10 protein-coding genes and 1 rRNA gene are annotated in these 11,899 nt (G+C 52.2%); 10 read left to right on the forward strand and 1 reads right to left on the reverse strand.

Going from position 1 to position 11,899, the window contains the following annotated elements:
• Positions 1-4: 4 nt before the first annotated feature.
• The 7 genes from O9H85_RS32040 to O9H85_RS32070 all read left to right on the forward strand — a co-directional run bounded on the left by O9H85_RS32040 (position 5) and on the right by O9H85_RS32070 (position 7,381).
• Entirely contained in the window at positions 5-1,036 is a 1,032-nt protein-coding gene (locus O9H85_RS32040; RefSeq protein ID WP_269885442.1) for a Gfo/Idh/MocA family protein, read from the forward strand.
• Positions 1,037-1,055: 19 nt separating this feature from the next.
• On the forward strand, positions 1,056-1,961 hold the full coding sequence (locus O9H85_RS32045) for a Gfo/Idh/MocA family protein (protein ID WP_269885443.1): 906 nt from the start codon (positions 1,056-1,058) through the stop codon (positions 1,959-1,961).
• Entirely contained in the window at positions 1,958-2,836 is an 879-nt protein-coding gene (locus O9H85_RS32050; protein WP_269885444.1) for a sugar phosphate isomerase/epimerase family protein, read from the forward strand. The genes O9H85_RS32045 and O9H85_RS32050 overlap by 4 nt, the downstream gene beginning before the upstream one ends.
• A gap of 72 nt (positions 2,837-2,908) precedes the next feature.
• Entirely contained in the window at positions 2,909-3,874 is a 966-nt protein-coding gene (locus O9H85_RS32055; protein ID WP_269885445.1) for an ABC transporter permease, read from the forward strand.
• Positions 3,875-3,889: 15 nt separating this feature from the next.
• A complete protein-coding gene (locus tag O9H85_RS32060) occupies positions 3,890-4,750 on the forward strand; it encodes a carbohydrate ABC transporter permease (RefSeq protein WP_269885446.1) in 861 nt (286 codons plus the stop codon).
• A 49-nt stretch (positions 4,751-4,799) separates the two neighbouring features.
• Complete coding sequence (locus O9H85_RS32065; protein WP_269885447.1) at positions 4,800-6,356, forward strand: extracellular solute-binding protein; 1,557 nt, start codon at positions 4,800-4,802, stop codon at positions 6,354-6,356.
• A 329-nt stretch (positions 6,357-6,685) separates the two neighbouring features.
• Complete coding sequence (locus tag O9H85_RS32070) at positions 6,686-7,381, forward strand: phospholipase D-like domain-containing protein (RefSeq protein WP_269885448.1); 696 nt, start codon at positions 6,686-6,688, stop codon at positions 7,379-7,381.
• An 81-nt stretch (positions 7,382-7,462) separates the two neighbouring features.
• On the opposite strand, the gene O9H85_RS32075 is transcribed toward O9H85_RS32070, so the two are convergent.
• Entirely contained in the window at positions 7,463-8,692 is a 1,230-nt protein-coding gene (locus O9H85_RS32075; protein ID WP_269885449.1) for an MFS transporter, read from the reverse strand.
• Positions 8,693-8,962: 270 nt separating this feature from the next.
• Between O9H85_RS32075 and O9H85_RS32080 the strand changes: the two genes are divergently transcribed.
• From O9H85_RS32080 to O9H85_RS32090, 3 genes are all read left to right on the forward strand, one after another.
• Positions 8,963-9,769: a sugar phosphate isomerase/epimerase family protein gene (locus tag O9H85_RS32080; RefSeq protein ID WP_269885450.1), complete on the forward strand. Its 807-nt coding sequence runs from the start codon at positions 8,963-8,965 to the stop codon at positions 9,767-9,769.
• A 45-nt stretch (positions 9,770-9,814) separates the two neighbouring features.
• Positions 9,815-10,972, forward strand: a complete 1,158-nt coding sequence (locus O9H85_RS32085) for an alginate lyase family protein (RefSeq protein WP_269885451.1) — start codon at positions 9,815-9,817, stop codon at positions 10,970-10,972.
• 715 nt (positions 10,973-11,687) lie between these two features.
• Positions 11,688-11,899 (forward strand): 16S ribosomal RNA (locus tag O9H85_RS32090); the annotation flags it as partial.

The following is an 11,899-nucleotide window of genomic DNA, read 5'->3' on the forward strand; positions in this document are numbered from 1 at the left end:
TCTTGTGTCCAACATTCGATTTGCCGTCATAGGAGCCGGCGTGATTGCTCCTTACCATGCCAGAGCGGTTGCTCATCACCCTGAAGCGGAGCTTGTAGCGGTTGCCGATATTGTGCCGGATAAAGCGCGCCGCTTGGCGGAGGAGTACGGCATACCTAACGTGTATACGGATTATAAGGAGATGCTACAGAGGGACGATATCGACGTGGTATCCGTCTGCGTGCCGAGCGGTTTGCATGCGGAGGCGGCGATTGCGGTCGCGGAGGCAGGGAAGCATATCTTATGCGAGAAGCCGCTGGATATTACGTCGGAGCAGATGTCCCGAATGATTGCGGCCGCCCGGAGCCATAACGTGAAGCTGGGATGCGTCTTCCAGCGCAGGATCATGCCATCTGTCACAGCCGCCCGGCAGGCGATTCAAGAAGGCAAGCTGGGCAAGCTTGTGCTCGGCGACGCTTATTTGAAATATTACCGCAGCCCCGAATATTACAAAAGTGCCGGCTGGCGGGGAACCTGGCAATGGGACGGCGGAGGCGCGCTCATGAATCAAGGAGTGCACGGCGTCGACGTCATCCAGTATTTGATGGGAGGGGTATCCTCCGTATTCGCTTATGCCGCGCCGCTTGTTCGGGATATCGAGGTGGAGGATACGGCCGTAGCGGTGCTGAAGTACAAGAACGGCGCCTTCGGCGTCATTCAAGGCACGACGTCCGTCTATCCGAATCAGGAGACGCGCTTCGAGCTTCATGGAGAGAAGGGAACGATTGCGGTGAGCGACAGCGGGATTCAGCAGTGGAAAATGATCGACTCCGACGAGCAGGCTCCTTCGGTGGGCGCGCTCTCCACGATGAGCTCGACCCGTCCGGAGGACATGAGCACCGACGGGCATTATCTCTTCGTCAATGATATGATTCATGCGGTGATGGAGAACCGGGAACCGCTCGTGAACGGTGAGGAAGCCAGACAATCGGTGGATCTGATTCTTGCCATCTACGAATCGGCGCGAACCGGAAAAGAAGTACATCTTAGGGATTAGTAAAGGGGAGGGTGAACCCATGGGAACGGTGCTGAACATCGGAATGATCGGCCTCGATACGTCCCACGTATCGGCCTTCGCCAAGCTGCTGAACGATTCGCAGCATGAGTATCATGTTCCGGGCGGCCGCGTCACGGCCGCCTACCCCGGCGGCTCGCCGGATTTCGAGTTAAGCTGGTCGAGGCTGCCGGGCTTCCGCAAGGAATTGACCGAGGCGTATGACGTGAAGATCGTCTCGGAACCCGAAGCCGTTGCTGAGCAGTGCGATGCGATTCTCTTGATGTCGGTGGACGGACGTGTCCATCTGGAGCAGCTGAGACGGATCGCGCCCTTTCGTCGTCCGGTCTTTGTTGACAAGCCCTTTGCGGTCAACTCGGCGGATGCCGGACAGATGGCGGAGCTGGCCGGGAAGTTTGACTTTCCGCTGATGAGCTGCTCGGCCCTCCGGTATGCGGAGGCCCTTACGCAAGCTCTGGGCAGCTCAGAGCATGGCGAGATCATCGGAGCCGATTATTACGGACCGATGGAGCTTCAGCCTACTCAGCCGGGCTTTTACTGGTACGGCATTCATACGGCGGAGATGCTTTACCGTACCCTCGGTATCGGATGCCGCTCGGTTCAGGTGACGACAAGCGAGAACCACGATCAGGTCACTGGCGTATGGGCGGACGGACGGGTCGGCACGCTGCGCGGGAACCGGAGGGGGAATAAGACGTTCGGGGGGCTGGTGCATCGGGAGAAGAACACGAGCTTTGTAGATCCATACGCTTACGCCAAGCCCTACTACGCCAGTCTGTTGGAGCGGATCATGCAGCTGTTTCGGGACGGCAGGCCGGATATTGCCATGGGCGAGACGCTGGAAATCATCCGCTTCCTGGAAGCGGCGAATGAGAGCCGGGAAACGGGAAGGGCGGTGGCCTTATGAACCGGTTTCGTTTAGGCATCCTGACAGATGAAGTATCGCAAGATATTAGGGAGGCGATCCGCTTCGCCGGGCAGTTCGGTATGGAAGCGCTGGAGCTGAGGTCGGTGGACGACCGGCCGCTGCATCAGCTGGAGGATGAAGAGCTCGAGAACATCAAGCTCCTTGCCGAGAGCAGCGGGATAACGATCTGCGCGCTGTCCGCACCGATATTCAAATGCGAGCTGGACGATCCCGAGGAAGTGAAGAGCCATATCGCCCTCGCACAGCGGTATATCGCCATAGCCAAGCTGCTTGGGGCCCCCAGGATCCGGGCCTTCAGCTTCTGGGCGCGGGCCTCTTTCGATGAGGCGCTGCCGAACATCGTGCGTGAGCTGAAGCGGATCGCGCCCTATTTTGAAGAAGCGAGCCTGACCCTGCTGCTGGAATTCGATCCCAGCGTCTACGCATGCAATGCGCGCAAGACGGCTCAATTGGTCGATGCGGTCGCATCCCCGGCGGTTAAAGCGTTGTATGATCCCGGCAACGATCTATGGGATCCGGACGGGGAGATCCCCTATCCGGACGGATATGAGGCTTTGAAAGGAAGGATCGGGCATATCCACTTGAAGGATGCCGTGCATACGGATGCGGGCGTGGAGGCGGTTGCAATCGGAACCGGACGGGTCGATTACCGCGGGTTAATCCGTAGGCTGGCGGAGGACGGGTACGACGGATACCTCGTGCTTGAAACCCATTACCGCCTTGGCTCGAAGCTGACCGAGGAGCAGCTGAAGCGGCCGATGGGCCGTTCGTTCTCGGACGGCGGCCGCGAGGCTTCCGAGGAAGCGGCCCGCAGCCTGCTTGACTTGCTCGGCGAGTTGAAGCTTAGAGACTGACCAAGCGAACTTATTACCCGGGAAATTCAAATCACGCCAGCCATCCAACGAATAAAAAAGAGGGGAATGCGAATGGATCCGGTAGGAACGACGGAACGGCCCATCACGTCGCGTACGTTGCCGGGAAGAGGCAGGGCAGCCTTCATTAGGAAGCTGAATCAAAGCAAATATTTGCTGATCTTATTCCTGCCGTGTCTGGTTTACTACTTATTGTTTAAATATTTGCCGATGTTCGGCCTGATGATCTCGTTTAAGGATTATAATCTGTTTAAGGGCGTATGGGCGAGCTCCTGGGTGGGACTGAAATATTACAGTATGTTCTTCGAGAGCCCGGATTTTCTCAAGCTGTTCCGCAATACGTTCCTGCTGGGGATCACAAACGTCGTCTTCGGGTTCCCGATGCCGGTCATTCTGGCCTTATGCATCAACGAAGTGAACCAGATGCTGTTCAAACGCTTCGTGCAAACCGTCAGCTATATTCCACACTTCATCTCCAACGTAGTCGTTGCCGGGATGGTGGTCATGTTTCTTTCCCCGACTACCGGCATCCTGGCCCATTTGGTGAAAATGTTCGGTCTGCAGCCCGTCAATCTGCTGGTGCAGCCCGAATGGTTCCGGCCGATCTATGTGCTGTCGGACATTTGGCAGCATGCGGGTTGGGGTTCGATCATTTATTTGGCCGCGCTTACAGGAATCGATCCCCAGCTGTACGAGGCCGCAGAGATGGACGGCGCCAGCCGCTGGAAACAGCTGTGGAATGTGACGATTCCCGGCATCATGCCCGCCATGGTCATCATGCTCATCTTGAACATCGGCCATGTCATCGACATCGGCTTTGAGAAAGCCTTTCTGCTGATGAATCCCGCCATTAACGATTCCGCCGATATTTTCAGCACCTTCGTTTACCGGATGGGGCTTACGCTTGGCAACTACAGCTACGGCACCGCAGTCGATTTTTTTACGGGCATCGTCAGCTTGTTTTTCATCTGGTCAGCCAACTTCATTAGCCGCAAGGTCAGCGACACGAGCCTATGGTAGAAGGGAGGGAACCGCATGAAGCGAAAATGGTCCGCAGGCCGATTCCTGATCATCCTGTTTCTGCTGGCCGTAACCGTCGTTACGATTTATCCTTTTCTATATATGCTGTCGGTCTCCCTCAGCAGTGACGTATATGTGATCAAGAATGAAATCAACCTGCTGCCCAAGGGCGTCAACTTCAAGGCTTACGAGGTGGTATTGAACGATCCCCGCATCTGGACCGCTTACCGGAACACGATGCTCTATGTCCTGGCGGGTACGCCGCTTTCCCTGCTGATTACGGCGGCCGGAGCGTATGCGCTGTCCAAGAAGGACATGATATTCAACCGCTCGTTCACCCTGCTGATCGTCTTTACCATGTTCTTCAACGGGGGGATGATTCCAACCTTCCTGGTCGTCAAAAACCTGGGACTCGTCGATTCCTTTTGGTCCATGATCGTTCCGGCGGCCATCAGCACCTGGAATTTGATTATTCTCCGCACGTTTTTCCTCGGTCTTCCGAGAGAGCTGGAGGAATCCGGCAAGATCGACGGCTTGAACGACATCGGCATCTTCTTCCGCATTACGCTTCCGCTCTCCACCGCTTCGCTGGCGACCATCGGCTTGTTCTATGCCGTAGGCATCTGGAACAACTTTTATTCGGCGCTGCTATATTTACGCAATGACCAGCTATTCCCGCTGCAAGTAGTGCTAAGAAACATCGTCATGGCCTCGCAGATGGTGAACGGCGCCTCGGGCGTCGGAGACAACCTGGTCCTGGATGAACCGCTGAAATACGCTACCATTATCGTGTCCACGGTTCCCATCCTGCTCGTCTATCCTTTCCTGCAAAAATATTTTGTCAAGGGAGCCCTGATCGGCTCGGTCAAAGGCTAACGGAACGGGTCCTTCGGTTACTTAAACGATAAAGGGAGATGGTTCGAAAATGAAAAAGACGATGGCGTTAGCTGCGACGACGACATTTTTTGCCGCTGCGTTCCTGACAGGTTGTACCGGCTCAGGCGGAAGCGTAGGCGATCCCGGCAAGGGCTCCTCCGGGTCTTCGGCTCCGGGTACTCCCAAGGAGCGTACCTTTACATTCCTCGATTATTCCAACGCCAGCTGGCCGTATAACAAGGATTGGCCGGTATGGAAATACATCAAGGAAAAGACGGGGGTGACCTTGAACGTCCAGGTACCGCCCGACGCCCAGCTCGATAATGCGCTGAACCTGACGGTAGCCTCAGGCAACATGCCCGACATGTTGTACACGCAGAGCAAGAAAACCGCGGACAAGTTCGGCCAGCAGGGGGCGCTGGTCAACCTCCTGGATTACCTGAACGAGATGCCCAACCTGAAGAAGTGGATGGCGCAGTTTCCGACGGATACGCAGAACGCCATGTCCTCCGACGGCAAAATGTACACTTTCCCCAATCACGGCATCGGTGAGACGAACCGCATGAACTGGATGTACCGAGAGGATGTGTTCAAGAAGAACGGCTTGTCTGCCCCGGCCAACTGGGATGAGATGTATGACATCTTGAAAAAGCTGAAGAAGGCGTATCCCGACAGTTATCCTTTTGCCTGGAGAAGCGGTCTCCAGTATTTGCGCAACTTTGCTCCGGCCTTCGGCACGGGAAGCGACGACAGTGCCAATGACGTCTATTATGATTTCGACAAGAAGGAATGGCGTTACGGGCCGATCGAGGACAATTTCAAGAAAATGATTGTTTATTTAAACAAGTTTTATAAGGAAGGCTTGATTCCGCCGGATTTCCTGACGATCGATACGAAGCAGTGGCAGGACCTCATGTCCACCGATCGCGCCTTCGTCACCGCCGATTACATCAGCCGGGTCGATTTCTACAACCTGCCGATGCGGAAGCAGAATCCGCAGTACAACCTGCTCTTCATGCCGACTCCCGCAGGCTGGCCGGGCGGACCGCAGAAGAACGCTTATACGCAGTTCCTGGAGAACGGGATTATGGTGACGTCCACGTCGAAAAATATTAAAGACATCGTGCATTTCATGGATTTCTTTTATTCGGAGGAAGGCCGTACGCTGGTCAGCTGGGGCAAGCTTGGAGAAACCTACAAGGACGAGGGCGGCAAAAAGCAGTTTACCGGCGGCTATGCGGATGTATCGGATATGCGCAAGAAGACCGGTCTCTCGACGGACGGAACCTACACCTGGTTCGATTATGACGCGCATTTGTCGCTGTCGTCCCCCGAGCTTCAGGATGCCTACAAGCAGGCGCCGAAATACGACAGCCAGCAGCAACCGCGGCCGGCTCTGACGCAGCAGGAGCTGGAGACCATATCGACCGTAGGGCAGACGCTCCAGAAAACGCGGGATACGAACCTGGCCAAATTCATTACGGGACAGCGGGATTTGAGCGAATGGGGCAGCTATGTGGATGAACTGAAAAAAATCGGCGTCGATAAAGTCGTCGGCGTCTACAAAGGCGCTCATGACCGATCCTTGAGCACGGCCAAGAAGTAAAAAGGGAGGCCCGGCGCTCCGGCAGCGCCGGGTTTATTAGGTAACAGCAGTTTAAGAAGTACAGGGGCTATAAAATACGCTTGCTCTGGTCAGGTAAAGTGGAATCAGCAGCAAGTCGAAATCAAGGTCTGCCATAAGGCGGGCCTTATTTTTATGGACAGATGTTTTGATTCAATCGAAATAGGGTCAGTGGGGATTTTTTTGTTTTTGCACCACGATAGGACAGGATTTGTTCTTTTTCCCGAGGCAGGTTTCTACAACAATTTCAAATCTATTAACATATGATAGATATAGTACATTTTGAGAAAAAGAATGGAGGGAAAACGCTCATGAAAAAGGCGACGGCATTTGTGTTGGTTGCCGCATTATCTTTAACCTTATCTGCATGTGAATTCAATAAAGGCAATCCTGAAGCGGCGGCTCCAGCCAAAACTGCAGTTAATATTGTCCCGGTTGCCGCCGAAGCGCAGGCAGCGCCGCAGCAAGCTCAACAACCTGCAGCCGATTCCTCGAAGCAACAGGCGGCGCAACAGACAGCGCAACAGACAACCGAAGCGGCAAAGCCTCAGATCGATTATGCTTTTACGCGCGATCACCAACATCCGGAGAAATTGCTGATTCATGTGATCAACGGAGCGAAATCCAATTTAGATATTGCAATCTACAGCTTAACGAATAAGGATATCGTTGATGCCATCCTTGAGGCCAAGAAACGCGGGGTCGAGGTACGGTTGATAACGGATAACCAAGAGGCTAAAACGGCGGCTCAGGCTGCTAAATTAAAACAGTTAAAAACGGCAGGGATAGCCATTAAAGAAAATAGCCACAAGGGGCTTATGCACTTGAAAGTTACGATTGCGGATAAGTCCACGCTAACGACCGGATCCTTTAACTATTCCATATCGGCCGCAACAACGAATGATGAGGTCTTGGTCGTTATCCACGACTCCAAGATAGCTCAGGAATGGTCAACGGAATTCGAGAAAATATGGAATGATAAAGTGAATTATCAGGCTTTAAAATAATTAGGTGAGGGAATAGAGAAAGGACAGACGAATGTTTACATTCGGCCTGTCCTTTCGTTTTTCTTTCCATTCGGTCGCCGCTTAATCGGAAAGAGCCTTGCTTTCACTGGAGCTACGGCTGCCCAGCAAGGAGAATTTGGGCACTTTCGTTAACAATGCCACTAACAATAGCATGCTGCCGTTTATGGCAAATACGACGGGGATCGATAGCTGGCCGGCCAGTAAACCCCCGATTAAAGGTCCAAGCAATAGCCCCATCTGATTGGCCGATTGGTTAAGTCCGAACGCACGGCTACGAAATTCCGGTTCCGTATGCTTCGCAATGAACGCGTTGAGCGCGGGAAACACCCCGGCAAAAAAGAGGCCGTATACGAACCGGAGCGAGCCGAAACCGACTAAATGGTGTACCCATATCTGCAGTAAATTTCCGATCCCTCCGCCCAGAAGTCCTATAAACAATACTTTCTCATAACCGATCCGGGTACCGATTCTTCCCCATTGTGGAGCGGCGATCAGCGTGGCGATACCTACCGCAGAGAAAATAATTCCGGCATGGAGCGACGCGGAGCTTTGATCCGCCCCGAGTTTAAGCACATAAATGGTCAGCAGCGGCTCCAGGATCATGATGGAGGTGGAGGTAATGAATACAATGAACAGAGCAGTAATCAGCTTGTGATTGGATGCCGCTATCCTCAAATCTTGCGCTACCGAAGAACGTTTGGCTTCCGATTTGTTAAACGAAGGCTCTTTGACCCAGAACAATGCAATGAGAAAGGCGATGAACACCATAATTCCGGCAAGGAAAAAAGTATCCCGCGGTCCGATCATATGGCTTACGACGCCGCCCAGCAGCGGACCTATGATGGATGCCGCCGCGTTGGATGTAGAAATAATTCCGAGTGCATAACCGACATGCTTTTCCGGTGTATTGGTCGCCACCAAGGCAAATGCGGACGGGATGTATCCGGCGAGCAGTCCTTCCATGATTCTGACGGCAATCAGCTCATATGGGTTTTGAACGATGAAATATAAGAAATAAGCAATGGATAGACAGAGTCCTGCCCGCAGCATCATGGGCTTTCGTCCGTACTTATCGGCGATGGATCCCCAGAACGGCGCGATGAGCGAGCCGGCCAGAAACGTAATGGCAAAGATCGAACCTGTCCAAGCCTCCAGGTGATCGTTCACACCCAGGTCATTTTGCAAAAAAATGGACATAAACGGTATGGACACGGAATAAGCCATGCTGACCAAAAACGTACCGATCCATAAAACAAAAAGATTTCGTTTCCAAGAGTAAGCGCTGTCCATAAGGAACGTATCTCCTTATCCTGATTTACTTTGTATCATACCATTAAAGGGCCTGTTTTTTTGATAAAGGGATGTTGTCAGGTTGATAAAAAAAGTTTTGAAGGGTTAGGATCTTTCTTTAAAAAAGTGAATCCGGGAAAAAAAGATCTGAGTTTCCAGCATATCCAACCTTCAGTGCTCCGTTTTATAATGGCATAAGTTCTTGCGAGAAGGCTGCGGACAATGAGTTCTGCGAACTCCGCAACATTACCGGATAGGGGGAACGGGCCAATGAACTATGCTTTTATGAGTTTTTCATGTCCTGATTTGACATTGCTCGAGATGATGGAAGCAGCACAGCGTTACGGGTATCGGGGGATTGAGCCCCGCTCAGGCGGAGGCCATCAGCATGGCATCGAACTGCAAACGACGGAAGAGCAGCGTAATGAATTTAAACAGTTGTCGATTCAAAAGGGGATTGAGTTATGCTGTTTGGCCATATCCGCCAAATTCTCCGAGCCCGCAACATGGGATGCCCAGATGGAGGAAACCAAGCAATATATCAAGCTGGCAAAGGACGTAGGAGCACCCCGGATTCGTGTGTTCGGCGGGATTATTCCCGAGGGCGTGACTCGGGAGCAAGCTACGGAGCTGCTTGTCAAAGCCTTCTCGATTCTTGGGCCTATCGCTCAAGAACATGACGTTACGATAGTTGTGGAGACGCACGATCATTGGTCGGATCCCGCATACCTCGTAGCCGTTCTGGAAAAAGTGAATCATCCGGCGATCGGTATCAATTGGGACGTTTACCATCCGGTAAGAAGAGCAGGTCTATCCATAGATGAAGCATACCGGCTGGTCAAGCCCTGGTTGAAGCATGTCCATTTCCATGACGGCATGGATACCGCAGAAAAACTGGCTTATATGCCGATGGGGAGCGGCCAGGTCGATCATCGTCGTGTCGTGGAGCTGCTTGCCCAAGATCAATACCAGGGCTTTCTAAGCGGAGAGTGGATCAAATGGGAGCCTTATGACATCCATTTGCCCAGGGAAATCCAAGCAATGAAGGCTTACGAAGATCAACTCCAAGAAAGATAGCTTCGCCTTAGACAATCCATCAACTTAGCGGCGGGGGGATCACCCATGAGGACATGGAAAACGGTGCATCTGGATTCACAACGGCTTGGGGACGTAAAAGCATTGCTGACTCAGGGTGAGCCTAAAATAACGGAGTGGGCCCTTAAATTGAAAAGGAATGCGGAGGAGACGTTGTCTTCCGAGCCCTGCACCGTCGTGAATAAACCCTTTATGCCTCCCAGCGGCGATAAACACGATTACGTTAGCATGGGACCGTATTGGTGGCCGAACCCGGATACGCCGGACGGCCTGCCCTACATTCGAAGGGATGGGGTTCGGAATCCGGAGCTGGAACAATTCGATGCACCGAAGCTTAAGAAATTAGAGAATGACGTGCGCAAGCTGGCGATCGCTTATTATTTCTTTGGTGATGAACGTTATGCAAGCCATGCTATTTTGCTGCTGCGCACATGGTTTGTCGATCCGCTTACAAGGATGAACTCAAATCTCAATTTCGGGCAAATGATCCCGGGGATTTGTACAGGACGCTGCATCGGATTGATCGAAACGAGACACTTCGGACATCTTATGGATAATATATCTTTATTATCTGGTTCCGAAGGTTGGAGTACGGGGCTAAGTACGTCACTGTTTGCCTGGTTTGAAGAGTACCTGGCTTGGCTACTCCATAGTCCGATTGCTCTGGAGGAGGAGCAGTGGCACAATAACCACGGCACGTATTACGATGTCCAGACGGTATCGCTGGCTCTTCATACCGGAGACGTGACGACGGTCAGCCGTATTTTGAATCTCGTCACCGAGCGGAGATATTTTAAGCACATCGAACCGGACGGCAAGCAGCCGCATGAACTGGAACGGACTTTATCGCTATCCTATTCTCTGATGAATTTGATGGGGTTGTTTGATTTGGCGCGTCTGGGCGAGGCGATCGGACTCGACCTTTGGCAGGCGCAATCTCCGAAGGGCAGGTCGCTGCGAGCGGCGGTCGATTTTTTGGAGCCTTATTGCGCAGGCCGGGATAAATGGCCTTATGAACAGATAAAGCCGGTGGATCCGGATCGTATATTCGGATTGTTTCGGAGAGCTGCGAATGTGTACGGAGATCGCCGCTACGAGCAAATCGCAGCTCAAGTAAGCGAACAAGCGGATAATTATCTGCTTGAAATGATTCATCCCCTCAGGTGGGAGGGACGAAACGCCTAGTTGCAGGAAAAGAACAATCCATATTAATGTTACAAGCGCACACCGACTCTTGGTGTGCGTTTTTAGTTGAGACGACGGAACAAGTCACAAGCTATATTGTTCTTCTTACCTTATTGGGTTATTCCAAGAATGAGGGCTTGTCACGAATTAGGAAGTATGTTATATTACTTTTCCGGCCAGCGAATGGCGGCCGACAACAAGTTAGATTGTTCTTCTGATCTTGCTGGGGAATCCCGAGAATGGAAAACAAGAAGGCTTGTCACCAAACAGTAAGTATGATATATTACTTTTCCGGCCAGCGAACAGCGGGCCGATACAAGTTAGATTGTCTTCTGAGCTTGCCGGGGATTCCCCAAGCATGGAAAGCAAGAGGGCTTGTCACGAATAAGTAAGTATGATATATTACTTTTCCGGCCAGCGAACAGCGGACCGATAACAAGTTAGATTGTCTTCTGAGCTTGCAGGGTAATCCCAAGAATGGAAACAAAAAGTACTTGTCATTGGAAAGTGAATGTGATATATTATGATATTGTCTGCTGCTGAAGCGGACGGGTAATCGTAACATTGCTCTTTGAAAACTGAACAACGAGTGAGTGCGCGAATCTCATTAGAGATTCCAAATAAGTCAGTAACGAATTGAGCAATCAATTCTCTAGATAAAGTTTTACCTTTATTGGAGAGTTTGATCCCCGGATTAAATTCGACGATGAAGCCTTTATTGGAGAGTTTGATCCTGGCTCAGGACGAACGCTGGCGGCGTGCCTAATACATGCAAGTCGAGCGGACCCTTCGGGGTTAGCGGCGGACGGGTGAGTAACACGTAGGCAACCTGCCTGTAAGACCGGGATAACTACCGGAAACGGTAGCTAAGACCGGATAGCTGGTTTCTCCGCATGGAGGAATCATGAAACACGGCGCAAGCTGTGG

Source organism: Paenibacillus gyeongsangnamensis (genome assembly GCF_027533625.1).
GTDB lineage: Bacteria > Bacillota > Bacilli > Paenibacillales > NBRC-103111 > Paenibacillus_G > Paenibacillus_G gyeongsangnamensis.

What these genes read in the sequence shown, in the direction of transcription:
- O9H85_RS32075 (WP_269885449.1), bottom strand. Translation starts at nt 8,692, where the DNA reads ATGGACAGCGCTTACTCTTGGAAACGAAATCTTTTTGTTTTATGGATC.
- O9H85_RS32085 (WP_269885451.1), top strand. Translation starts at nt 9,815, where the DNA reads ATGAGGACATGGAAAACGGTGCATCTGGATTCACAACGGCTTGGGGAC.
- O9H85_RS32050 (WP_269885444.1), top strand. Translation starts at nt 1,958, where the DNA reads ATGAACCGGTTTCGTTTAGGCATCCTGACAGATGAAGTATCGCAAGAT.
- O9H85_RS32060 (WP_269885446.1), top strand. Translation starts at nt 3,890, where the DNA reads ATGAAGCGAAAATGGTCCGCAGGCCGATTCCTGATCATCCTGTTTCTG.
- O9H85_RS32055 (WP_269885445.1), top strand. Translation starts at nt 2,909, where the DNA reads ATGGATCCGGTAGGAACGACGGAACGGCCCATCACGTCGCGTACGTTG.
- O9H85_RS32070 (WP_269885448.1), top strand. Translation starts at nt 6,686, where the DNA reads ATGAAAAAGGCGACGGCATTTGTGTTGGTTGCCGCATTATCTTTAACC.
- O9H85_RS32080 (WP_269885450.1), top strand. Translation starts at nt 8,963, where the DNA reads ATGAACTATGCTTTTATGAGTTTTTCATGTCCTGATTTGACATTGCTC.
- O9H85_RS32045 (WP_269885443.1), top strand. Translation starts at nt 1,056, where the DNA reads ATGGGAACGGTGCTGAACATCGGAATGATCGGCCTCGATACGTCCCAC.
- O9H85_RS32065 (WP_269885447.1), top strand. Translation starts at nt 4,800, where the DNA reads ATGAAAAAGACGATGGCGTTAGCTGCGACGACGACATTTTTTGCCGCT.